This is a genomic window from Rhizobium johnstonii 3841 (assembly GCF_000009265.1).
Lineage (GTDB): Bacteria > Pseudomonadota > Alphaproteobacteria > Rhizobiales > Rhizobiaceae > Rhizobium > Rhizobium acaciae.
Genome location: NC_008378.1, coordinates 688,414 through 709,399, shown reverse-complemented (window position 1 = coordinate 709,399; position 20,986 = coordinate 688,414). Strand labels below are relative to the sequence as shown.

25 protein-coding genes and 2 pseudogenes are annotated in these 20,986 nt (G+C 60.5%); 13 read left to right on the top strand and 14 right to left on the bottom strand.

The features are described from left to right. Positions 1–2 precede the first annotated feature (2 nt). The gene (locus tag RL_RS36205; protein WP_011649412.1) at positions 3–1,853 is read left to right on the top strand and encodes a DUF2264 domain-containing protein; all 1,851 of its coding nucleotides are present in this window, start codon (positions 3–5) and stop codon (positions 1,851–1,853) included. A 47-nt stretch (positions 1,854–1,900) separates the two neighbouring features. On the opposite strand, the gene RL_RS36200 is transcribed toward RL_RS36205, so the two are convergent. After that, the gene (locus tag RL_RS36200) at positions 1,901–2,407 is read right to left on the bottom strand and encodes an HIT family protein (RefSeq protein ID WP_011649411.1); all 507 of its coding nucleotides are present in this window, start codon (positions 2,405–2,407) and stop codon (positions 1,901–1,903) included. A gap of 353 nt (positions 2,408–2,760) precedes the next feature. Here RL_RS36200 and RL_RS36195 point away from each other — a divergent pair, with 353 nt between their 5' ends. Both RL_RS36195 and RL_RS36190 read left to right on the top strand, forming a co-directional pair. Then, a complete protein-coding gene (locus RL_RS36195; protein WP_011649410.1) occupies positions 2,761–3,024 on the top strand; it encodes a hypothetical protein in 264 nt (87 codons plus the stop codon). A gap of 45 nt (positions 3,025–3,069) precedes the next feature. Further along, positions 3,070–3,339 (top strand): hypothetical protein, encoded by a 270-nt coding sequence (locus tag RL_RS36190; RefSeq protein ID WP_041937026.1) that lies wholly within the window; start codon positions 3,070–3,072, stop codon positions 3,337–3,339. 99 nt (positions 3,340–3,438) lie between these two features. On the opposite strand, the gene RL_RS36185 is transcribed toward RL_RS36190, so the two are convergent. The 5 genes and pseudogenes from RL_RS36185 to RL_RS38875 form a co-directional block, all read right to left on the bottom strand. Then, a complete protein-coding gene (locus RL_RS36185; RefSeq protein ID WP_011649408.1) occupies positions 3,439–3,858 on the bottom strand; it encodes an HD domain-containing protein in 420 nt (139 codons plus the stop codon). A 5-nt stretch (positions 3,859–3,863) separates the two neighbouring features. Next, complete coding sequence (locus RL_RS36180) at positions 3,864–4,190, bottom strand: DUF2934 domain-containing protein (RefSeq protein WP_011649407.1); 327 nt, start codon at positions 4,188–4,190, stop codon at positions 3,864–3,866. A gap of 53 nt (positions 4,191–4,243) precedes the next feature. After that, positions 4,244–4,606 carry a hypothetical protein gene (locus tag RL_RS36175; protein ID WP_011649406.1) on the bottom strand — a complete coding sequence of 121 codons (363 nt, stop codon included), beginning with the start codon at positions 4,604–4,606 and terminating at the stop codon, positions 4,244–4,246. Between the two features lie 187 nt (positions 4,607–4,793). After that, complete coding sequence (locus tag RL_RS36170; protein WP_157865254.1) at positions 4,794–5,357, bottom strand: T6SS immunity protein Tdi1 domain-containing protein; 564 nt, start codon at positions 5,355–5,357, stop codon at positions 4,794–4,796. Positions 5,358–5,480: 123 nt separating this feature from the next. After that, positions 5,481–5,708: pseudogene (locus tag RL_RS38875) on the bottom strand (transposase domain-containing protein); the annotation flags it as partial. A gap of 306 nt (positions 5,709–6,014) precedes the next feature. Between RL_RS38875 and RL_RS36160 the strand changes: the two are divergent. Beyond that, the gene (locus tag RL_RS36160) at positions 6,015–6,194 is read left to right on the top strand and encodes a hypothetical protein (protein ID WP_025393262.1); all 180 of its coding nucleotides are present in this window, start codon (positions 6,015–6,017) and stop codon (positions 6,192–6,194) included. Next, complete coding sequence (locus RL_RS38865) at positions 6,181–8,250, top strand: recombinase family protein (RefSeq protein WP_011649403.1); 2,070 nt, start codon at positions 6,181–6,183, stop codon at positions 8,248–8,250. The genes RL_RS36160 and RL_RS38865 overlap by 14 nt, the downstream gene beginning before the upstream one ends. A 27-nt stretch (positions 8,251–8,277) precedes the next feature. Here the strand turns inward: RL_RS38865 and RL_RS36145 are convergent. From RL_RS36145 to RL_RS36130, 4 genes and pseudogenes are all read right to left on the bottom strand, one after another. Beyond that, positions 8,278–9,714, bottom strand: a pseudogene (locus RL_RS36145) (IS66 family transposase); the annotation flags it as partial. A 45-nt stretch (positions 9,715–9,759) separates the two neighbouring features. After that, positions 9,760–10,107, bottom strand: a complete 348-nt coding sequence (tnpB, locus tag RL_RS36140) for an IS66 family insertion sequence element accessory protein TnpB (protein ID WP_011649402.1) — start codon at positions 10,105–10,107, stop codon at positions 9,760–9,762. Beyond that, positions 10,104–10,514 carry an IS66-like element accessory protein TnpA gene (locus RL_RS36135; protein ID WP_011649401.1) on the bottom strand — a complete coding sequence of 137 codons (411 nt, stop codon included), beginning with the start codon at positions 10,512–10,514 and terminating at the stop codon, positions 10,104–10,106. Before RL_RS36135 ends, tnpB begins: the two co-directional genes overlap by 4 nt. A 108-nt stretch (positions 10,515–10,622) precedes the next feature. Continuing rightward, positions 10,623–10,913 carry a hypothetical protein gene (locus tag RL_RS36130; RefSeq protein ID WP_041937024.1) on the bottom strand — a complete coding sequence of 97 codons (291 nt, stop codon included), beginning with the start codon at positions 10,911–10,913 and terminating at the stop codon, positions 10,623–10,625. 352 nt (positions 10,914–11,265) lie between these two features. On the opposite strand from RL_RS36130, the gene groES reads away from it, so the two are divergent. The 3 genes from groES to RL_RS36115 all read left to right on the top strand — a co-directional run bounded on the left by groES (position 11,266) and on the right by RL_RS36115 (position 13,653). Further along, positions 11,266–11,580: a co-chaperone GroES gene (gene groES, locus RL_RS36125; RefSeq protein ID WP_011649399.1), complete on the top strand. Its 315-nt coding sequence runs from the start codon at positions 11,266–11,268 to the stop codon at positions 11,578–11,580. 153 nt (positions 11,581–11,733) lie between these two features. Then, positions 11,734–13,362, top strand: coding sequence for a chaperonin GroEL (groL, locus tag RL_RS36120; RefSeq protein WP_011649398.1), 1,629 nt, complete (start codon positions 11,734–11,736; stop codon positions 13,360–13,362). Positions 13,363–13,416: 54 nt separating this feature from the next. Further along, complete coding sequence (locus RL_RS36115; RefSeq protein WP_011649397.1) at positions 13,417–13,653, top strand: hypothetical protein; 237 nt, start codon at positions 13,417–13,419, stop codon at positions 13,651–13,653. 56 nt (positions 13,654–13,709) lie between these two features. Here the strand turns inward: RL_RS36115 and RL_RS36110 are convergent, their stop codons facing one another. The 3 genes from RL_RS36110 to RL_RS36100 are packed head-to-tail and all read right to left on the bottom strand — an operon-like array spanning position 13,710 to position 16,115. Continuing rightward, positions 13,710–13,988 carry a DUF6522 family protein gene (locus RL_RS36110; RefSeq protein WP_003549828.1) on the bottom strand — a complete coding sequence of 93 codons (279 nt, stop codon included), beginning with the start codon at positions 13,986–13,988 and terminating at the stop codon, positions 13,710–13,712. Between the two features lie 35 nt (positions 13,989–14,023). Continuing rightward, a complete protein-coding gene (locus RL_RS36105; RefSeq protein WP_011649396.1) occupies positions 14,024–15,154 on the bottom strand; it encodes an HPP family protein in 1,131 nt (376 codons plus the stop codon). Between the two features lie 55 nt (positions 15,155–15,209). After that, positions 15,210–16,115, bottom strand: a complete 906-nt coding sequence (locus RL_RS36100) for a LysR family transcriptional regulator (RefSeq protein WP_011649395.1) — start codon at positions 16,113–16,115, stop codon at positions 15,210–15,212. 268 nt (positions 16,116–16,383) lie between these two features. On the opposite strand from RL_RS36100, the gene RL_RS36095 reads away from it, so the two are divergent. Then, entirely contained in the window at positions 16,384–16,695 is a 312-nt protein-coding gene (locus RL_RS36095; RefSeq protein WP_026160252.1) for a hypothetical protein, read from the top strand. Between the two features lie 292 nt (positions 16,696–16,987). Beyond that, entirely contained in the window at positions 16,988–17,212 is a 225-nt protein-coding gene (locus RL_RS36090) for a hypothetical protein (protein WP_003549821.1), read from the top strand. Positions 17,213–17,241: 29 nt separating this feature from the next. Here RL_RS36090 and RL_RS36085 read toward each other — a convergent pair whose 3' ends face one another. Then, on the bottom strand, positions 17,242–18,162 hold the full coding sequence (locus RL_RS36085) for a GNAT family N-acetyltransferase (RefSeq protein WP_011649392.1): 921 nt from the start codon (positions 18,160–18,162) through the stop codon (positions 17,242–17,244). A gap of 296 nt (positions 18,163–18,458) precedes the next feature. On the opposite strand from RL_RS36085, the gene argE reads away from it, so the two are divergent. The 3 genes from argE to RL_RS36070 are packed head-to-tail and all read left to right on the top strand — an operon-like array spanning position 18,459 to position 20,908. Then, complete coding sequence (argE, locus tag RL_RS36080) at positions 18,459–19,580, top strand: acetylornithine deacetylase (RefSeq protein ID WP_011649391.1); 1,122 nt, start codon at positions 18,459–18,461, stop codon at positions 19,578–19,580. 24 nt (positions 19,581–19,604) lie between these two features. Continuing rightward, positions 19,605–20,528, top strand: a complete 924-nt coding sequence (locus RL_RS36075) for a 2-hydroxyacid dehydrogenase (protein WP_011649390.1) — start codon at positions 19,605–19,607, stop codon at positions 20,526–20,528. 26 nt (positions 20,529–20,554) lie between these two features. Next, positions 20,555–20,908, top strand: coding sequence for a cupin domain-containing protein (locus RL_RS36070; RefSeq protein WP_011649389.1), 354 nt, complete (start codon positions 20,555–20,557; stop codon positions 20,906–20,908). The last annotated feature ends 78 nt before the right edge of the window (positions 20,909–20,986 follow it).

The following is a 20,986-nucleotide window of genomic DNA, read 5'->3' as shown; positions in this document are numbered from 1 at the left end:
CAATGATATATGATCCCGCCCGGGCCAATCCGCTTTTCGGCAATCCCCTGAAGACACGCGACGACCTCGCCAAGGCCGTCACCGATCTCTTCGAGCCGCTGCTGCCGTATTTTTCCGAAGGCGGCGCCCGTGTGCGCCTCGGCGCGGCCGGCGCGATCTTCGATCGGGCGGCGGCGGATCTGGAGGGATTTGCGCGGCCGCTCTGGGGGATCGTTCCGCTCGTTGCGGGCGGCGGCGCGTTTCCGCATTGGGATCTCTATCGCCGCGGGCTGGCGAACGGCACCAATCCCGCTCATCCCGAATATTGGGGCGATCTTGCCGACCGCAATCAGCGGCTGGTCGAGCTCGCCGCCGTCGGCTTCGCGCTGGCACTCGTGCCCGAGCACATCTGGGAACCGCTCGACGACAGCGAGAAGAAGACGGTCGCCGCCTATCTTCTCAGAGCGCGCGAGCTGGAATTCATCGACAATAACTGGAAATTCTTCCGTGTGCTCATCGATCTCGGGCTGGAACGCGTGAGCGTGGCGTTCGATCACCCGAAAACCCTCGCCTATCTCGACGAACTGGAGGCCTTCGACCTCGGAGAAGGCTGGTATCGCGACGGGCCGGTCCGGCGGGTCGATCATTACATTCCCTTCGCCATGCATTTCTACGGAATGATCTATGCGGTGCTGGCCAAGGGCGACGAGGCGCGCAAGGATCGCTTCCGGGGTCGCGCCGAGATCTTCGCCAGCGATATCCGCCACTGGTTCGGCCCCGATGGCGCGGCCCTTGCCTTCGGCCGCAGCCAGACCTACCGCTTTGCGGCGGGCGGCTTCTGGGGCGCGCTTGCCTTTGCCGGCGTCGAAGCGCTGCCCTGGGCGGAGATCAAGGGCTATTACATGCGCCATATCCGCTGGTGGTCGGCGATGCCGATTGCCGATCGCGACGGCGTTCTTTCCGTCGGCTACGGCTATCCGAACCTCTTCATGAGCGAGAGTTACAACTCTCCCGGCTCGCCCTACTGGGCGCTGAAATTCTTCCTGCCGCTCGCTCTTCCGGGGGATCATCCGTTCTGGGCCGCCGAGGAGGCGCCGCAGCCGGAATTCCCGGAGCCGGTTGCGCTGAAGCCGGCAGGAATGGTCGCCATGCACACGCCGGGAAACGTGGTCGTGCTCTCCTCGGGGCAACAGCACGACAAGATGCTCGGCGCAAACGAGAAATATTCGAAATTCGTCTATTCCACCCGCTACGCCTTCAACGTCGAAGCCGACGACCGGAATTTCTCCGCCGCAAGCTTCGACGGCATGCTCGGCCTCTCCGACGACGGCGTCCATTTCCGCATGCGCGAAACCCTCGAAGAGGCGTTGATCGCTGGCGACCTGCTCTATTCGCGCTGGCGCCCCTGGAGCGATGTCACCATCGAAACCTGGCTGCTTCCCGAAAACCCATGGCACATTCGCATTCACCGCATCGCCACGCCGCGCGCCCTCAGCACCATCGAGGGCGGCTTTGCGATCGAACGCGCGGATTTCAATGCCGACCGCTCCGATGTAGGCGATGGCCGGGCCGTCTGGTACGGACAGACCGACGTCAGCGCCATCGTCGATCTATCGCCCAATCGGAGGGCCGGTCATGCGATGAGCCCGATACCGAACACAAATCTCATCCACGCCAAGACCCTGCTGCCGCAGTTGCGCGGTGAAATCGGCCCCGGAACCACCGTGCTCGTGACCGCCGCGATGGCCCTGCCCAGCCGTGAGAACTGGGCAAAAGCGCTCGATAACCCACCGGCCTATCCTCGCCTCGACGAGGTGGAGCGCCTCTTTCGCGAGAAAGGCGTGCAAGTGCCGGCATTCGCCCTCGGGACGTAGCTTGGAGGCACTGGTTTCCGGGTTTCGACCGCGGGCCAGGCGGTTGACTATCGCGCGGTCAACTCTGAACGGTATGCTTCGGCAATGCGCTGCGCCAGCTGTGCCATTTGATCGCCAGGGATTTGCAGAACCCCGTGCTCCGCCATCAGTGCATGGTATTGCTGCTCTTCAAGCGGCACACCTGAGGGCAAGGGAACGACATGAAAATGCAGGTGGCTATTGGCTTGTTGGCTGCCGAGAGAAAGCACATAAATTCGCTCGGCGTCGAACAGGCTTTTGAGGGCGCGCGACAACACATGCACCTTCTCCTGCAGTCGAAGATATTCATCCGTCGACATGTCCCGCGCCAGATCCTCCCGGTGCTCCTTCGGACAGACGAGGCAATAGCCCGGCAGAGTGGGATATTTGCTCAGGAAAATGATCGTCTCACCGTCTTCAAAAACGCGATGATGAAAGAAGGCAGGGTCGTTCCTGACCAAGCCGCAGATAAAGCATGGCCTTGTTCCGATGTCGCGCCCATAGGCCTTGAGATCAAATGGTTGGCGTTCGATCATTCTAAACCTCTGTCTCTGACGCGCCGAGGCATGTTCGATTGCAGGATTGGTGCCTCAACCAATATTGTGAAGTCCGCAAGCTTAGACAACCGCTCGAACGTGGGCGCGTCGCTTGACGTCAAGGCGTCGCAGAGGCGATTGAAAGCACTCCGATGGCGGTCGCAAACTTCCGGAACTTTCGCGCGGCAAAACCGGCTGAAGAACATAATATTTTCGGATTACTTACAATAATTACATTGATATATTCGATCAGCGGATCAGAAAATCCATTCCAGGCAATATTATTGAATTAAAATCCAGCCACTCGTCGTGATATACTCAGATTTCATTTGAGGCCATGAAAGGAGACCGCAATGCCCACCATAATGATCTATCACGACGTCAAAGACACGAAACACTGGCTAGCTTCACCCATCCGCAAACAGGTATTGGAACCCGTTGGCGTCACGAACATTCGCACGTTTACAGACCCTCAGACGTCCAACCGCGTCGGCTTGGTCATGGACGTTGCAGACATGGAAAAGTTGATGGCCTTCATGCAGACCAAGGCGGCGGCCGATGCGATGGCGAGTGACGGCGTCTTGCCGGAGACCATGACGTTCCTCGTGCAATCGTAGCACACGCCTCAACCAAATTTGCAAAATGCAACGCGGGAGGATGATATGACGACATTATTCGTGAGGCACGAGGTCTCCGACTACGCCGTCTGGCGCAAGATATATGATGCCTTCTCGCCGGTGCAGAAGGCCAATGGGGTGACGGCGCAAGCCGTTTATCGCTCCATCGACAATCCGAACGATATTACCGTCACCCACGAGTTTGCCACGCTTGAAGCGGCGCAGGCATTCAGCAAGCTGGACGAGTTGAAGACGGCGATGCGCACGGGAGGCGTGCTCGGCGCGCCGACGGTGTGGTTTACCAACAAAGCATGAAACTAGGCCAAGACGGCTTTCGGTGCATGCCAGGGAGGCGGGTAGTGGGCGCTCGCCGATTGCCGCCCTCGATGGCCGTTACCTGCGAACTGTGCAAAATTATGATCCGTTCCTGATGTCGCGCAGGAGATCCAGGCCGCGCTGGTATTTTTCCGTTTTCTTGCCGGCCTGTTCGGCCTGCCGGAGATTGTCTTCGAGGTCGGCCCGCTTGACGGGCAAGGCCAGCGCGTTTGATGCCGCACGTCTGACGAAGTCGTCATCCGGCTCGTCCGGCCGCCGTGTCAGAGCCTTTACAGCGGAGATGATCGCCGGCGGAAAGCCTTCTTCCCTCAGCCTGTCGAGAGTCCAGCCATTGCCCTTCTCGACCGCATCGTGAAGGTAGGCGACCGTTCGCGTCTCGTCACCGGAAACCAGAAGGGCTACCCGCTGGCAGTGCTCGAAGAACGGCCGGCCGGTCTTGTCCGCCTGGCCTTCATGGGCTGTGAGAGCGATCTGGATGGCATGGTCGAGATGCTGCATGGCGATCACGGTCCCTCGGTCTTCCTGATCTTCCGCCGGGAAGGCTTTTCTCCCGTCGTCATCTCGATGTCAGGCACGGAAGCCTTGGCGGCCTGAACAGGCCTCGTTCGTGGCCGATCGAAATCGCCGCTCTCACCGGCGCCTTGAAGCAGTGCCGCATCATCCCTGTCGTCTTCATCGAGCAGGTCCTGCAGCGTCTCATGCTCATCCTCGCCGGCCAGTTCGTCGCAGGCTTGCAGCCAATGGCGCTGGTCGGCACCATCCGGGCGGCCTTCGGCCTCCCAGATTTCGTAGGCGCGCTGGCGTATCTGCTCGTGCTTGTCTATAGCCATGATCTGCTCCGCGCATTGGAATGAGCTGTCCGAAGAGCGGCTCGGCCGCCCTTTCAGGGCGTGTTGATGGTTGGAAGAAAATCCTCCACCTGCTTGCGTTGATCCTTTGGAAGCGTCTCCACCCGTTCCTTCCAGAACCGTTCGGCCTCCGGCGGATCCTCGTCCCATTGGCGAACATCGGTGATATTGTCGTCGATCATCGATCGGCGGTGGCCGCCGAGGCTGAGATATTCCTTTGCAAGCTTCAGGCTTGGGGTTTCGGTTTCGGTGCCGCTATCACGATCTAATGCCGAGCTGGCGTTGCGCCGGGCAATTTCCAATGCCCTTTTGCGATCGGTCTCGGCCCGTTCAGTATCGGCGGACCGCGCGTCGTCGGTGCCGCTCTCGGGCGGCACGCTGGATTTGAAAGTCGTCATGGATCACCTTTCGATATTGTGATCCAATAACCTTCGCAAACAGTGAGAGTTCCGCGTGGCGGGCGATTGATTTGAGCGGGGGATCGAGTAGCCATCCGGTGAAGGCCGCGAGTGACATGGCTTGGCGGAATGGCTGTTCTTTGCGAATGCATTGAGGGGCTAAAGAAAAATTCATCGAGAGTGGACTTCAAGACGAAATAGTTACTTGATCGATTGTGGTTCCAGGGGGAACATCTTTGACCTGTTCGTGGAGCTGGCCCGCAATGTGAAGCTTCACTGTGAACGAAAGCTTCTCAATTTCATCAACGCTCATTTGTCCGCCCAAAATCGGGGCGATTTTGAAATCGTAACATTCACCGGGTTCGAGAATCAGCCCTCTGTTGCGAGCGCCGATTACCAGTCCCCCAAACAAAAGCTCGTCTCTTGCCTCCGAATTCTGAAGCATAGCGGTCAGCTCACGGATTGAGTTGGCTACCTTCGAGAGCTTTCCTTCAATCGTGTCGATTTGAAAGACAGCACCAGTCCCGTCGCGGAGAAATACCTCGCCAAATGCCGACACCGCGATAACGGTCAGACCCACCAGAGACAGCCATTTCCATCCATCGATTGCCCTAAGGATATCGACCGCCGGAACTTCGATGAAAAGGAAGTCTAGCTCGGGCGGTCCTCCGATTGGTGTCAGCTCGACCGTAACGCCTTGGTCATCTCTATCCTTGCCCCTGTCGCCTCTGAACCAACCGCCAATGCCCATAATCGTCCCCTTTGGTTCCACTTTGAATGATGAGTCCGGCATCTGCAACGTTCGCGTGTCGGGAAAAGTAGGTCTTGGCACAAGTGGTATGGTCTACCATTCAGCCTAGCTGCCATGCAGAGATCAGGCAGCCAGCGCGTTTTCTTGAGACTGCCAGTTCCAGGGAAGTAGTTTTCCGAGGCACGTGGCAGGGTGCTCGGCGATGCGGGCGAGAACGTCAGCAAGCCATGCCTGCGGATCGATGTCGTTGAGCTTGGCCGTCATGATCAGCGTGGCCATGAAGGCGGCGCGGTCAGCGCCGCGATCCGATCCGGCGAAGAGCCATGACTTCCTGCCGAGGGCAATCCCCCGTTCATTCTGCCCATGTCGGCGACGAAGTCGAAGTCCATTATCGCTGGCATCCGTATTTCGGCCAAAAGGTGTCTGTTCGGCGCGTCGAAGAACGAGCGACAGGTCGGTTTTTGAAGGTTTTGGGACCGACAGGTGTCGTGATCGCGATTTCGGGGTGGATGATAGATCCTGTGGTGTGCAGCGGCATGACCATGGGAACGGCACGCGTCGATCTTGCGGCGCTGATCGAACTGAACAGACTGGTCTCAGGCGGTGCGAAGGCGGCACTCTTCCGAGGTGAACATAGAATCACTCAGGAGGAAGATGATGAGATCCCGCAACACGCTGGTGCCGGCGTCGGGCCGGCAGCTCGACCTGATATTCAAAACCCGCACGCTCGACGGACTGAGCGACAAGGATCGCAAGAAGGCGATATCAACACTGGCTTGCCTGCTGATGCAGGCGGCCGGTCTGGCCGTCGAGGAGCTCAACGATGATCAGCACTGATCTGATTCCGACAGTGCTGCTTGAACGCAAGGCCGTCGTTTACGTTCGGCAGTCCACTCAGTCACAGGTGATGACCAATCTGGAAAGCCAGCGACGGCAGTATGACCTTGTTGACGTCGCACGACAGCGCGGCTTTCTCGACGTTGAGGTCATCGACGATGACCTCGGACGCTCCGCCAGCGGAACGGTCGCGCGCCCCGGCTTCGATCGTCTCGTCGCCCTGCTGTGCGCCGGCAAAGTTGGTGCCGTTTTATGCTTCGACGCCTCACGGCTCGCACGTAACGGCCGCGACTGGCACCATCTGCTCGAACTATGTGGCCTCGTTGAAGCCCGCGTCATAGATCACGATGGTGTCTACAATCCATGTCGGCCCAATGATCGTCTGCTGCTGGGGATGAAGGGCAGTATCAGCGAGTTCGAACTTGGCGTGCTGAGAGCCCGCATGCTCGATGCCGCCAGATCGAAAGCGCGCCGTGGCGAATTGCGACTTTCCGTTCCGTTCGGCTACATTTGGCATCGGGAGGCGGGGCTTGGACTGGACCCCGATCTGCGTCTGCAAGACGTAATCCGATCTATATTCGCACGCTTCCACGAGCTTGGAAGCGCGCGTCAGGTGCTGCTGTCGATGACGAAAGATCAAATCCACTTTCCGCGGCCTTCGGATGAAAGGCGCATGACCAACTTCGTCTGGACGCCGGTCCGTTATCGCAATGTAATCGGCATCCTCAAAAACCCCTTCTACGCCGGCGTCTACGTCTATGGGAAGAGCGAGAAGCGGACTGCCATCGTTGATGGACGAGCGCGTCGCAGCTATGGGCATGGCAAGCCTGTCGGCACCTGGGAGGTGATGATCCGGGATCATCACGAAGGTTACATCAGTTGGGACGAGTACGAGCGCAACCAACAGCAATTGGCGCTCAATAATTATGGCCGCTCGGGCGGGACTAAATCGGGCCGTGGCGGCAAAGCGTTATTATCGGGACTCCTGACCTGCGGACGGTGTGGGCGGCGGCTGAGTGTTGCTTATACGGGCAATCCACACAATCCTGTCTATCGCTGCGACAAGCAGAATCTAATGATGGGCTTGCCCCGGTGCATGACGTTCGGTGGCCCGAAGGTCGATGCGGCGGTTGCGCGCGAGTTGTTGCGCGCGGTAGAACCGTTAGCGATCGAAGCGACCTTTGAAGCAGAGCGGATGCACCGGGAGCGGCAAGAAGACCAGCGGCACATTCACGACCTGGAGCTACAACAGGCTCGCTACGAGGCCAGCCTGGCTGAGCGTCGCTATGCGGCATGCGATCCCGACAATCGTCTCATCGCCGCGCAGCTTGAGAAGAATTGGGAAACTGCATTACGCCGCGTGCGGGATCTGGAGGAGCGCAAGCCTGCCGACAGTCCTTCGACAATAGCGGTCGATCCAGGCACTTTCGCGAACTTGGCCGACAATCTCTTAGCTGCCTGGGAGTCGCCCGATGTGACCATGCGCGTGCGCCAGCAACTGCTGCGTACACTCATCGCCGACATTGTCGTTGATGTCGACGATGCGGTGCGTGACGTCGTGCTGACGATCCATTGGAAGGGCGGCCAGCATTCGGAACTCAAGGTCCGTAAGCCTCAGACCGGTGAACACGGTTGTGCCACCACTGAGGATGCCCTGGCGGTGATGCGCAGCATGGCTGGTCGCTGGTCCGATGAACATATCGCCGCGTCGCTGAATCGAATGGGCATGCCAACGGGGCAAGGAAAAACCTGGACCGCCCATCGGGTCGCTTCTGTAAGGCGGGTACGTGCGATCCACGCGTACAAATCAGCCGACAAAGACGGCGAATGGCTGACCATGACTGAGGCTGCGGCGGCATTAGGCGTAACTAACCATCGAATACGCCATCTGATAAAGATGAAGGTGTTGTCCGCCGAACAGGTGGTTCGCGGTGCGCCGTATCAAATCAGGGTCAGCGACCTGGCTTCTGCGACGGTCCAAGCCGCGATAGCCCTGAAGGGCCGCCCGTGTCGCATTGCTGACACGGAGACGCTTCCAATGTTTACAGATACTTAGAGAAGGAGCGCACAATGACTCAGGTCCGGCGAAGCCTCGCAACACTCGCTCGGCAGCATTGTTCGTGAGGCAGATCCTGCCGTCTTCCAAGAATGACGCGAAGCCGTCCCAGCGCTTCAGCATGTAATCGATCGCCTCGGCAACCGGAGAGCTGCGCGACAGCCTTGCCCGCTCGGCCCGCAGCCATTCCTGGAACTCTAGGGCAAGCGGCTGGCTGTCGCGGCGACGCCGTTGCAGGCGTTCGTCGGCGGCCAGTCCGTTGATCTCACGCTCGATGTCGAACAGGGCGTCGATGCGCTTAACCGTCTCCAGCGCAACCGGTGAGAACGCGGCAGCATTCTTTCCGCGTTTGGCGTTGCTGGCTATGTCGGCAAGCACGAAGAACTTGCGGCGGGAATGCGCCCAGCACAGCGCCTGCGTCAGTGGAAGGGGATCGCGATCCACTTTGAACAGCGGGTTGTAGCCGCCATATGCGTCCGCCTGCAGAATGCCGGTGAAGCTCTTCAGATGGCGCTCGGGATGCTCCTGCCGCCGGTCGCGCGAGGCATAGTAAAGGGCGGCCGGCGGTGATTGTCCGCCGAACGGCCGGTCATCCCTGACATAGGTCCAGATGCGACCGATATCGGTCTTGCCCTTCGCAAGGATCGGCACGGTGGTATCGTCGCCATGCAGCCGTTCTGCGGCCAGCACATGCGCCTCGATCAGCCCATGCAGCGGCTTCAGTGCCGCGGCACAAGCCCCGACCTGGTCGGCCAGTGTCGACAGGCTGAGGTCGATGCCCTCGCGGGCATAGCGATCGCTTTGCCGGTTCAACGGCTGGTGCTGGGCGAACTTCTCGAACAGGATCATCGCCAAGAGATTCGGCCCGGCGAAGCCGCGCGGCGTCACATGGAAGGGTGCGGGAGGCTGGGTGATCTTCTCGCACTCGCGGCAGGTGAACTTCTCCCGCACCGTCTGGATAACCTTCCACTGGCGCGGGACGACCTCCAAGGTCTCGGTGATGTCCTCACCAAGCTTCGACAGTTTGGTTGATCCGCAGCAGGCGCAATTCGTTGGGGCAGCGATTACGACGCGCTCGCGCGGCAGGTGTTCGGGAAACGGTTTGCGTGATGGGCGCTTGCGCTCGAAGGCTTTGACGGCTGAAGCTTTGGCTGCGATCTCCGCGACCAATTCATCTTCGCCGGCGTCTTCCTCGAGTTCTTCGAGCTGTAGTTCCATCTGCTCAAGGAGCCGCGCCTTACGCTCGGACCGGCTGCCATAGATTTCACGACGAACTTTGTCGATCTCCAGCTTTAGCCGCGCGATCAGCGCCTCGGAACGCACTGCGAGTGCCTTTGCACTGGCGGCTTCAGCCTTGGCGGTCGCTGCTTCTGCTTCGGCTGCAACACGTCGAGCGCGTTCCTGGGCCAGCAGTGCGAGGGCACTGGCAAGATCGTCCGGAAGCTCTTCAGTCGCATTGCTCATGACAGGATGGAATCATATTCGACCCCGTCATTCCAGTGTTTTTGCTTATCCGGCCGACGTCGGCCGCCAGGTCTTTTGCGGCATCCGCCAGTCGATACCTTCCAGTAGATGGCCGAGCTGCGCGGGCGTAATCACCACCGTGCCATCGGCCGCTGATGGCCAGATGAAGCGTCCACGCTCCAGCTTCTTCGTAAACAGGCAGGCTCCCTGGCCGCCATGCCAGATCACTTTGATCAGGCCACCACCGCGGCCGCGGAACACGAACAGGTGGCCGCACATCGGATCACGCTTCAACGCCTCCTGCACCATCAACGACAGACCAGGGAAGCCTTTGCGCATGTCGGTATGACCTGTTGCCAACCACACCTTCACGCCAACAGGAACCGGGATCATCTTAGCCCCAGCACGCAATCGAGAATCCGGCCCAGCGCCTCGGTGTCGATGTCGCTATCCACGCGGACACGCCGACCCCGACCCAGCTCGATCGTTACATCGCTGCGCTTCCGACGAGGATGGGATGTGGTGGCCGGTTCCGGGTGAACGGGAGAGGCTGCCGACGCGGTCTCGGACACGATCACCGGCACCAACACGGTTCCCATCTCGGTCTTCGGCTCCTCGATCAGGCACATCTCCTTGCGCCAACGGAACAATTGGCTGACATGGATACCGGCTGCGCGAGCAATCTCAGAGATAACCGCGTCCGGCTCAAAGCAGGCAGCGACGAGGCGCTCTTTGTCTTCGCGTGACCAGCGCCGACGGCGCTCTACAGACGTGATCACCTCAATTGGATGCTTCGTCATATGACTACTCCTAGCGTTAACACTAGGACTGGCAGTCAACAGCACGTCATCGCAAGACGGCCTTCACCGTGGGCTTACGGGATCGAGGCGGGGCCGCGCATCCGGCGATCAATGGACGACCATACTCACCATCCGGTAGGGGTGCACGGCCTCGAATTGCGAGATCATCGCTGTTGCCTGCTGAAATACGAGCTCGGCATTTTCTGGATCGTCACGGGCGAGTTCATCGGCGTTGACGCGGATCGCTTCGGCCATGTTGTTGGAGAGTGCCGCAAAATGCGTATTTCCTTCGACAAGGGCCTCACGCGCCGTGTCCTCCAGCGTACGAGCGATATCGACGAGAATTTCCTCGCGCTCCTCGATACTGAGGTCTTTGATGATATTGGTCTTCTCTTCCATGTCACTCACTCCAAAAAGACGTGGGACGATGACCGAGCTCAAGCAAGCCTCGATCACCAAAGAGTTGGGAATGCCGAAATCCGGATTCAAGTTCAGTGGCGCTCGACACTCGCCTCCGGCACGGCGCCATCGCCTTGATTATTCGAACGCGGGAAGCGATTTTCTGTTCCCTGCCAGGCGCTAGCACTCGCGGGCAGGGAGTGCCAATTTTCTTCTATCCCCTCTTGAATTGCAAAACCATCGAACCAAATCATTCTCGCAAGGCTCGCGCGCGAGCCCCGCGCACCCGCCCGGACTGGTCATCCGGTCCGGCTAGGGAACCACGTCATCACTGTTGTCGATGGAGGAAGATATGTCGTTCCGACCGCTTCATGACCGCATTCTCGTCCGCCGGGTCGATTCAGAGGAAAAGACCAAGGGCGGCATCATCATTCCCGACACCGCCAAGGAGAAGCCGCAAGAAGGTGAGGTCATCGCCGTCGGCCCCGGCGCACGCAACGAGGCCGGCCAGATCCTGGCGCTCGATGTCAAGCCCGGCGATCGCATCCTGTTCGGCAAGTGGTCCGGCACCGAGATCAAGATCAATGGCGAAGACCTGCTGATCATGAAGGAAAGCGACGTGATGGGTATCATCGAAAGCCAGGGCGAAAAGAAGCAGGCCGCCTGAGATCCCTGCGGACATCCGTCAATGCCGGAACGTTTCAGCTTTTCATGGAAACGCAGAACCGCTCCAACCTTTTATTTCTAACGCAATTCCGAACGGAAAACCGCGTCGCACTTTTCCTGGAATTGCTCTGGCCGCCTATGAAGGAGTGAGGACATGGCTGCTAAAGAAATCAAATTCAGCACCGAAGCTCGCGAGAAGATGCTGCGTGGCGTCGACATCCTGGCCAACGCCGTGAAGGCGACCCTCGGCCCGAAAGGCCGCAACGTCGTGATCGAAAGGTCTTTCGGCGCGCCGCGCATCACCAAAGACGGCGTTTCCGTCGCCAAGGAAATCGAACTCGAAGACAAGTTCGAAAACATGGGCGCCCAGATGGTCCGTGAAGTTGCTTCGAAGACCAGCGACGTCGCCGGCGACGGCACCACGACTGCAACGGTGCTGGCCCAGGCGATCGTCAAGGAGGGCGCCAAGGCGGTGACTTCGGGCATGAACCCGATGGATCTGAAACGCGGCATCGATCTTGCGGTCGGCGCCATCGTCGCGGAACTGAAGGCCAACGCCCGCAAGATCTCCAACAATTCCGAGATCGCCCAGGTCGGCACGATCTCCGCCAATGGCGATGCCGAAATCGGCCGTTTTTTGGCGGAAGCCATGGAAAGGGTCGGCAATGATGGCGTCATCACCGTCGAGGAAGCAAAGACTGCCGAAACCGAACTCGAAGTCGTCGAAGGCATGCAGTTCGACCGCGGCTATCTCAGCCCCTACTTCGTGACCAATGCCGACAAGATGCGGGTCGAGTTCGAAGACCCTTATATCCTCATCCACGAGAAGAAGCTCTCGAACCTGCAGTCGATGCTGCCGGTTCTGGAAGCCGTCGTCCAATCCAGCAAGCCGCTGCTCATCATCGCTGAAGACGTCGAAGGCGAAGCTCTTGCTACCCTCGTCGTCAACAAGCTTCGCGGTGGCCTGAAAATCGCTGCCGTCAAGGCGCCCGGCTTCGGCGATCGTCGCAAAGCCATGCTCGAAGACATCGCCATCCTGACTGCCGGCACCGTCATCTCCGAAGATCTCGGCATCAAGCTCGAATCTGTCACGCTCGACATGCTCGGCCGTGCCAAGAAGGTCTCGATCGAGAAGGAAAACACGACGATCGTCGATGGGTCAGGTGCCAAGTCCGACATCGAAGGTCGCGTTGCCCAGATCAGGGCTCAGATCGAAGAAACCACCTCCGACTATGACCGCGAGAAGCTGCAGGAGCGCCTTGCCAAGCTCGCCGGCGGCGTTGCCGTCATTCGCGTCGGCGGCTCGACGGAAGTCGAAGTGAAGGAAAAGAAGGACCGCGTCGACGACGCGCTTCATGCAACCCGCGCGGCGGTCGAGGAAGGCATTCTACCGGGCGGCGGCGTGGCGCTGCTGCGCGCCGTCAAGGCGCTCGACAATGTCGAGACCGCCAATGGCGACCAGCGCGTCGGCGTCGACATCGTTCGCCGCGCGGTCGAGGCGCCGGCTCGCCAGATCGCCGAAAACGCCGGAGCGGAAGGCTCGGTCATCGTCGGCAAGCTGCGCGAGAAAAGCGAGTTCTCCTACGGCTGGAACGCGCAGACGGGCGAATATGGCGACCTCTATGCGCAGGGCGTCATCGATCCGGCCAAGGTGGTTCGCACCGCGCTGCAGGATGCGGCCTCCATCGCCGGCCTTCTCGTCACGACGGAAGCCATGATCGCCGAGAAACCCAGGAAGGACGCGCCGCCGCCAATGCCCGCCGGCCACGGCATGGACTTCTAAGGCGTTTGCCGGCCCGCCGGCCTCGCTGGGCGGGCCTCATCTGAGGGAATAGAGATGGTTCAAACGATCAAAAACCGATCGCAGGTGCCGCTGGACTCCCGCGATCTTGAAACCTGCCAGCGCGTCTTCGACAGGCTCAGCGCCGATTACGGGGTGGCAAGGGACAGCGACGAAGCCGAACGAATGGCGAGCATCATCATCGAGCTTTACCGGCAGGGCGTACGCGACCCCGATCACCTGCAGTCGATGGTCGAGGCGGCCCGCGGCCTCTTCGAAGCCAGCGAGCGGTAGGGAATGCCGTGCCTGCGCGTAGTAAGTACCGCGCGGGACCACACATAATGATTGTGTCAGCGCGGATGCCGTCCGGAGGGTTTACCCCGAAGAACGGTCATCTGTTCCTGCTGCACTTCATTTTCATCGTTCAGAACGGCTTGCCAAAGCCTGTTGCCGAGCCGAAGCGACACCCGTTTCGTCCCCTCGTGTTCAGCAGTCCCGATTTCCACGGAACTGACGACGGAACCATGGCGCATGTGGCGGCGAAGATCGGCCAGCGACAGGCCGAACCGCTCCGCCAGTTCCGATGATTCCAGGATAAAATCGCCATTTGCATCGCGCTCGATCAGCACCGATTTTTTCTCCAGCTACGTTCCACGTCGACTGCTCAGGCCAACGCCGGAATCGCATTGTCTGCCTTTGGCAGCAGTCGCGCTACTGCGCTCAGCAGATCCGTCTGCGATATCAGGCCAAGAATGCGGTAATCGTCATCGACAATGATGACGGCATGCGTGCGCCCGTCCGTCAGAACGGGCAACAGCGACAGAGCAGGATCCGAAGGTCTGGCCACCGCCGGCCTCGAGATCGCATGCGCGATTATCTCGGTGCCCATGGACAACTCCCGCAAGCCGACAGCACCGACGAGGCGACCCTCTGGGTCCTTCACCGGCAAGGTGCGGATATTATGCTTCAAGAGAAGATGCCGTGCGACATCCGGCTCCGAAGCTTCGCCAATGGCGATCACGTCGCGCGACATGATATCGGCACAGCTGATCTTGCCGTTTGAGCGGATGGCCGCTTGCAGCTCGACCTGCTGCAACAGCCGGCCAAGGTCTGCCCGGTCGATATCGAAGGTTTCGTCAAGCGCTTCGAGGGCCGCATCGACATCCTCCTCGCGAAAACCCACCCGCACCATGGATGGCAGGTCGATCGTCTGATGGGTGTTCTCTGCCGGTTTTGGAACGACATGCGGATAGTTCCGCTTGGAAAGCTTGTGGAACAGCAGGCCAAGGCCGACGAGAATGCAGGAGTTCAAAGCGACGGGCACGAAGGGAAAGAGGAATCCCCAGCCGGCAACGACCGGGCCGCCGAGCACGGCGGTTAGTGCGGCGGCTCCTCCCGGCGGATGAAGGCAGCGCGTGAAGGACATCGCGCCGATGGCAAGCGAAACGCCGACACCGGTCGCGATGATCGGATCACCAATGAAATAGGCGGCAATGATTCCCATCAGAGCGGAAATGGTATTGCCGCCGATGATCGACCAAGGCTGCGCCAGCGGGCTTGCCGGCACCGCGAAAAGAAGCACCGCGGACGCTCCCATCGGCGCGACGATCAAGGGAAGATGCGGCCCCTGCCCGAACAGATAGCCGCTGATGACGCCCGTGAAACCAATGGCCAGCAAAGCACCGAGACATGCAATCAATCGCTCTCGTAAGGTCGCTCCCGCCAATATCGGTGAGAACAAGCGAAAGCGGCGGAAGCGGCTCGGTCCCACCTTCGGGGAAACGGGATACTGCATGACAAGACCAATTTGAGCGAGGATTATCTGGCGGCGAAGGAGAGAGGCGTGCAGGCTAGTTTGTCGCCAGCCTGACATCTCTGCCCTTTGTCGCGCTGAGAACTTCGTGGAATGCGTTGAACGCGCTGGGGCGATCATGCTTGCGGTAGACGAGCAACGTCTCGACAGGGCCTAGCTGATGGGTCTGGACAGGCGTCGGCCAATGCATGAGGTCAAGGACGGATCGCGGCATGACACCCGCCGTATTCCCGGTCGCAACGCTCGCCAGGATCGCGTGGTAGGAGCCGAGTTCGCTCGTCGGCAGCGCGCTCGATTTGCGCGCCCAGTTTTCGGCGATCCGGCGATAGGTGCAGCCGGGCTCTAGAGCGGCGAGCGACCCGACACGCAGGTCGGCGGCGGATTTGATAGAGGGATGCCCGGACGGCAAGACGATCAACAGGTCCTCGACGAAGACCGGCTCGATCTCGAGCGCCTTGAGTTCGGCATCGAAACCTGAATCTTCCTCCCGCATCGTCTTCGGCGGGCGGGCAATCAGCGCGCAATCCAGGACATCAGCCAGGACGTCGCGGGTCAGATCGCGGGACGCTCCCATCGTCAGATGAAGCGACACATCAGGCCACATCTGATTGAATTGCGTCAGCGCCGCCGGCAGCCTGCTTGCCGCCGTGCTCTCCATGGTGCCGACCCGCAACGTCCCCGATGGGGCGAGAGGCCGCACGGCCTGGCGCGCTTCGAGCGCAAGCGCCATAAGCCGGTTGGCATAGCCGAGAAACGTCTCACCCTCGCGTGTCAACGTCATCTTCTTACCGTCACGGCTGAAGAGGGAAACGCCGAGATCCTCCTCCAATTGCTGGACGCGCGTCGTCACATTCGACGGAACCCGCCCGACAGCCTTGGCAGCCTTGGTGACACTACGGTCGCTGGCAACGGCGAGGAATATCTCGATCGATGAGAGGTCCAATGAAAAGATCTCGTTTCCGGAATTAAGACGATAGATAATTCTCTATATAAAAATCATTGCATCAGCTCAAGCCGGTTTCGGCATCGGACGAAAAAACGCCATCCGCGGACCGGACAGGCAAGCGATTGCCGAAAAAAGGATCGCGACGCCGAGGAAATAGCCATGCAGGCGGCGACATTGCCTCTGTCGGATGAGGATTTGCGGCTTTGAGGCTGGCATGCGGTTTGCATCCGCAAGGCCATCTGCAGATCGATCGGCGACGACCTTAATGTTGCAACTTGTCTTGACCTGTCTTCTTCTGAGCGTCGCTTCAGGCTTGAGCATGCGCCGTTTTCTCCTGCCGTATTTCCCAGGCGGCGATCTCGCTGAGAAATCCGCCCCTGTGACGATCGTCGCAAGCGCCGTCTTTCTGGCGGCAATCGCTTTCACCGTCTCCGATCAGGAGCTTTGGGCAAAATCCGTCATCCTGATGCTCGGCCTTTCGCTGGCGGCGATGTTCGACGATGCTAGACCCAGGCTGACGATCGCCCTCTCCGCCGTCAGTCTGGCGGCCTATCTCGGGCTGCGTTCGATTAGCTAAGCCATCCAACTATCACGCAAACAGATCAGTGGTGATTGAACACCGCAGCTCATTGCCCGGTGCCGAAGCCCAATCGAGGCGTTGCATCCACCGACGAAATCATTCGTCAAAGAGCCACATCTTACAACCTGAAACATCCCCCGACCGCTGACAAGAAAGACTTCGCGCAATACGGGAAAATGATCTCCATTGAAGAATATTCTCTCCCTGTTATTCTCCACAATAGAACATTTGCCCGTGCACGCCGGGATCGCAACGGCTCCTGTGCCGCACGGATGTTCGAGTTGCGCCGATGATGAGGAGGCGAGTGGCGATCATGGACAGCGACCCGGCAGGAAAAATCTGGTCGGAATGGTACGCGTGGCATCCTGTCTTGCCGACCGATGACACAGTGTTCTGGCTCGAGACCGTGTACCGCAAGGAAAGCCCGGAGGGTTTCTGGCAATACCGCTCGTTCCGGCCCGAATTCGAACGTCAGCAGGCTCTGACCCGCCTCCCCATCTGTCCCGGCGCTTAAAACCCGAAACGATCTTCAGTAGGCTTGCGTCAACCGAGTGCCTGGCTGACGAGCGCATAGGTCTTCGGCTCGGGCGCCACTGCGCGTCCGGCAACCGGAAGCCAAGGGCCACCGAGCGACATGGTCGTCACGATATCGTAGACGGGAAGACCGCAGCGGGAGAGGAAATCGGAAAAGGCTCCGCCTTGCTCGCGTGTGTCGAGGCGCAGGAACGCCCCTGCGTGCTCGGCAGCATGCGGGCGGACGACGGCGATCGCGTCTGCGTCGCTGCGCGCCACAACGGGACCGATGACATGGCCACGCCCGAACCGCCGGCAAAGCGAGAAGGCCTCGATCCGGCCGGCGCGGCTCAACACGATGCCCTTGGAACTTGCCATGAGTCGGGCCAGGAGCAGTTTGCGATCCGTGCCGAAGGCCACACAATCCAATTCGGCGATCGCTTCCAGATCGCCAGTCTCCACGGCCCGTATCACGGCACCGGACGGCGGTGCCACATCCGGCGGCAATATCGCTTCGCCATGGCATTGAAAGACGAGCGCCTCCCGAACAAAATTCAGGGACCGATAAAGACGGCGCGCTGCGCGCGTCGCATTCAACCCGAGGCTCCGCCCGGCGACCTGATTCAGCGCGTGGCCCATCAGCCATTGCCCGGCGCCATTGGTTTGAAGACGCGGCGAGGTGATGACCATACCGACCGTGGCAAATTGCGCGTCATAGGGAAACCACATCGCGGAGCCCAGGATACGGCCAATGTCATCGATCGCCACGATGCCCTGTCCGAACTCCCGCAGGAACTGCCAGTCCTCACCGCGATGCGGCCATGCGACGGTCATCGAAAGTGCATGCAACTGGTCGAGGGCGACGCTGTCGATCCCGGCGATATGCGTCTCGAAACTATCGACGAACCTGGATTCGGATGTCAGTTCACTCACTCCCGCCCCCTGCTGCATTTTTGGCCAAGTCTGCGCCCGGAAACTTCTCCGTCCAGATTAGAACAGATCGTTCGATACAATTCACTGGTGAAGCCTGCGCAAACACAACAATCGACCAAATCCCGATGCGCTTTCGGCAAGTAACGCCTGCGCCTCCCTCTAGACTCATTGACAGATCCAGCGGCCCGGAGTCGCCATTCACTGTGAGAGCCCGGAAATGTCACCTCCCTCAGCCCAGTTGCAAACACCTCTAACATCTCGCTGGGCCGAATTGTCGTTTCCGTCGGCGGCAGGGCATGCTTGTGAGGTCGGAGATGCAGGCCATTGAAATTCTCGAAAGGCTCGTCGGCTTCCCCTCCGTCGTCGGCACGCCGAACCGCGAGATCGTCGCATGGATTCGGCACTATCTGCAAAGCCACGGCGCCGTCGTGACGGAGCTCCCCGGCCCGGAGGGCGACCGGTCGAACCTCTTCGCCACGATCGGCCCGAAGGGGGAGCCGGGCTATATCCTCTCAGGCCATATGGACGTGGTCCCCGCCGCCGAAGGCGGCTGGACCAGCGATCCGTTTCGGCTGCGCGCCGAAGCGGACCGCCTCTACGGTCGCGGCGCCACCGACATGAAGGGTTTCCTGGCCGCCGTTCTCGCCGCCGTCCCAGTGCTGGCGGAAACACCGCTTCGCCGCCCCGTCCACCTTGCCTTTTCCTATGACGAGGAAGCCGGCTGCCGCGGCGTGCCGCACATGATCGCCCGCCTGCCGGAGCTCTGCGCAACTCCGCTTGGCGCGATCATCGGCGAGCCGAGCGGCATGCGGGCGATCCGCGCCCACAAAGGCAAGGCCGCGGCCCGGCTGACGGTCAAGGGCCGGTCCGGCCACTCCTCGCGCCCGGACCAGGGACTGAACGCAATCCATGCCATTACCGACGTCCTGGCTTGCGCTCGCGCCGAAGCCGAACGGCTCACGCGCGGCCCTTTCGAGCATGTTTTCGAACCGCCCTACTCCTCCCTTCAGGTCGGCACGCTGAAGGGCGGCCAGGCGGTCAACATCATTCCCGACACCTGCGAGGCCGAGTTCGAAGCGCGGGCTATTTCCGGCGTCGATCCGATCACGCTTCTGGCGCCGCTCCGGGCAGCGGCCGAGGGACTATCGCAGCTTGGCTTTCAGGTGGAATGGCGCGAACTCAGCGCCTATCCGGCACTTTCGCTTGCCGCCGATGCGCCTCTTGCAACTCTGCTCCGCGAACTGACCGGTCTCGAGCCGCTCGCCGCCGTCAGCTATGGCACCGAGGCCGGGCTTTTTCAGCGCGCAGGCATCGATGCAATCATCTGCGGACCCGGCGACATCGGCCGCGCCCACAAGCCGGACGAATTCATCCTCGCCGGCGAACTGCTCGCCTGCCAGGCGATGATCGAGGCACTCGGCCGCCGTTGCGCCTGATGACATGATCGAGGAACCGACGCCATGACCTTTCTCTTCAATTCCGATGTGAAGCGCGGCGCCATATTCGCCGAAGCCTTCGCGCGCGAACTGCCCGACATTGCCTTCTCCATGGATCCCAAGTCGGTCGAACGGGACGCCGTGCGCTACCTGATCACCTGGACCGTGCCGCAGGATCTCGCACGCTATCGCAATCTCCAAATCCTGTTTTCGATCGGCGCCGGCATCGACCAGCTCCGTATCGATGCGGTGCCGGCGTCGGTGAAGGTGGTGCGCATGGTCGAGGACGGCATCATCAGGATGATGCAGGAATATGTGACGCTGGCAGTCCTTGCGCTGCATCGCGACCTGCCGGCCTATCTCGACCAGCAGCGGCGCCGGACCTGGCAGACGATCGCTCCTAGGCAGGCCTCGGAACGCCGCATCGGCGTGCTCGGCCTCGGCATGCTTGGAAGCGCCGTGCTCGAGCGGTTGCAGCCCTTCGGCTTTCCGCTTTCGGGCTGGAGCCGCAGCCCGCGCGAAATCGACGGCGTCCGATGCCTGAGCGGCCGCGACGGCCTCGATACTCTGCTTGCAACCACCGACATTCTCGTCTGCCTGCTGCCGCTGACGGGCGAGACGCGCGGCTTCCTGAATGCCGAGCTTTTTGCCGGACTGCCGGCCGGCGCCACGCTCGTCCATGTCGGCCGAGGCGCTCAACTCGATCATCAGGCGCTCATTGACGCGCTCGACGCCGGGCATCTCTCCGGCGCCGTCGTCGACGTCACCGATCCGGAGCCGCTGCCTGCGGACCACGCCTTCTGGAACCATCCGAAGATCCTGCTGACGCCGCACATTGCGAGCGTCACCCAGCCTGAAACCGCCGCGGCGGCCGTCATCGCCAACATCAAGCGGCACCAGGCCGGCGTCGATCCGATCGGCCTGGTCGATCGCAACCGCGGCTACTGAGTTCTCAACCTAGGAAAAGCAAAATCATGTCCCTCCTCAAGACGATCGACACCAACCCGACCTTCGCGCCGCGCGAGTCCGGCCCCCTCCCCGAACGGCTGATCTCGGGCAATCCGGCCTTCAAAACCTGGGCGCAGGACGTTGCCCGCGGCGAGACGGTTCATAGCGGCGTGTGGGAAGCGACACCCGGCGAGACGCGCTCGATCAAGGGTGAGACGTTCGAGTTCTGCCATATCCTTTCCGGCCTGATCGAACTCACGCCGGAAGGTGGCGAACCGGTGGTCTACAAGGCCGGCGACAGCTTCGTCATGAAGCCGGGCTTCGTTGGCGTCTGGAAGACGATCGAGACGGTACGCAAGATCTACGTGACCGTGACGTGACGCCGTAGATTTGACTGTGGCGGCGGCGAAAACGCAATTTTTCGCCGCTGCGGCATCGCCGGTCGACGCATGCTGCTC

What these genes read in the sequence shown, in the direction of transcription:
- RL_RS36205 (WP_011649412.1), top strand. Translation starts at nt 3, where the DNA reads ATGATATATGATCCCGCCCGGGCCAATCCGCTTTTCGGCAATCCCCTG.
- RL_RS36200 (WP_011649411.1), bottom strand. Translation starts at nt 2,407, where the DNA reads ATGATCGAACGCCAACCATTTGATCTCAAGGCCTATGGGCGCGACATC.
- RL_RS36195 (WP_011649410.1), top strand. Translation starts at nt 2,761, where the DNA reads ATGCCCACCATAATGATCTATCACGACGTCAAAGACACGAAACACTGG.
- RL_RS36190 (WP_041937026.1), top strand. Translation starts at nt 3,070, where the DNA reads ATGACGACATTATTCGTGAGGCACGAGGTCTCCGACTACGCCGTCTGG.
- RL_RS36185 (WP_011649408.1), bottom strand. Translation starts at nt 3,858, where the DNA reads ATGCAGCATCTCGACCATGCCATCCAGATCGCTCTCACAGCCCATGAA.
- RL_RS36180 (WP_011649407.1), bottom strand. Translation starts at nt 4,190, where the DNA reads ATGGCTATAGACAAGCACGAGCAGATACGCCAGCGCGCCTACGAAATC.
- RL_RS36175 (WP_011649406.1), bottom strand. Translation starts at nt 4,606, where the DNA reads ATGACGACTTTCAAATCCAGCGTGCCGCCCGAGAGCGGCACCGACGAC.
- RL_RS36170 (WP_157865254.1), bottom strand. Translation starts at nt 5,357, where the DNA reads ATGGGCATTGGCGGTTGGTTCAGAGGCGACAGGGGCAAGGATAGAGAT.
- RL_RS36160 (WP_025393262.1), top strand. Translation starts at nt 6,015, where the DNA reads ATGAGATCCCGCAACACGCTGGTGCCGGCGTCGGGCCGGCAGCTCGAC.
- RL_RS38865 (WP_011649403.1), top strand. Translation starts at nt 6,181, where the DNA reads ATGATCAGCACTGATCTGATTCCGACAGTGCTGCTTGAACGCAAGGCC.
- tnpB (WP_011649402.1), bottom strand. Translation starts at nt 10,107, where the DNA reads ATGATCCCGGTTCCTGTTGGCGTGAAGGTGTGGTTGGCAACAGGTCAT.
- RL_RS36135 (WP_011649401.1), bottom strand. Translation starts at nt 10,514, where the DNA reads ATGACGAAGCATCCAATTGAGGTGATCACGTCTGTAGAGCGCCGTCGG.
- RL_RS36130 (WP_041937024.1), bottom strand. Translation starts at nt 10,913, where the DNA reads ATGGAAGAGAAGACCAATATCATCAAAGACCTCAGTATCGAGGAGCGC.
- groES (WP_011649399.1), top strand. Translation starts at nt 11,266, where the DNA reads ATGTCGTTCCGACCGCTTCATGACCGCATTCTCGTCCGCCGGGTCGAT.
- groL (WP_011649398.1), top strand. Translation starts at nt 11,734, where the DNA reads ATGGCTGCTAAAGAAATCAAATTCAGCACCGAAGCTCGCGAGAAGATG.
- RL_RS36115 (WP_011649397.1), top strand. Translation starts at nt 13,417, where the DNA reads ATGGTTCAAACGATCAAAAACCGATCGCAGGTGCCGCTGGACTCCCGC.
- RL_RS36105 (WP_011649396.1), bottom strand. Translation starts at nt 15,154, where the DNA reads ATGCAGTATCCCGTTTCCCCGAAGGTGGGACCGAGCCGCTTCCGCCGC.
- RL_RS36095 (WP_026160252.1), top strand. Translation starts at nt 16,384, where the DNA reads ATGTTGCAACTTGTCTTGACCTGTCTTCTTCTGAGCGTCGCTTCAGGC.
- RL_RS36090 (WP_003549821.1), top strand. Translation starts at nt 16,988, where the DNA reads ATGATGAGGAGGCGAGTGGCGATCATGGACAGCGACCCGGCAGGAAAA.
- RL_RS36085 (WP_011649392.1), bottom strand. Translation starts at nt 18,162, where the DNA reads ATGCAGCAGGGGGCGGGAGTGAGTGAACTGACATCCGAATCCAGGTTC.
- argE (WP_011649391.1), top strand. Translation starts at nt 18,459, where the DNA reads ATGCAGGCCATTGAAATTCTCGAAAGGCTCGTCGGCTTCCCCTCCGTC.
- RL_RS36075 (WP_011649390.1), top strand. Translation starts at nt 19,605, where the DNA reads ATGACCTTTCTCTTCAATTCCGATGTGAAGCGCGGCGCCATATTCGCC.
- RL_RS36070 (WP_011649389.1), top strand. Translation starts at nt 20,555, where the DNA reads ATGTCCCTCCTCAAGACGATCGACACCAACCCGACCTTCGCGCCGCGC.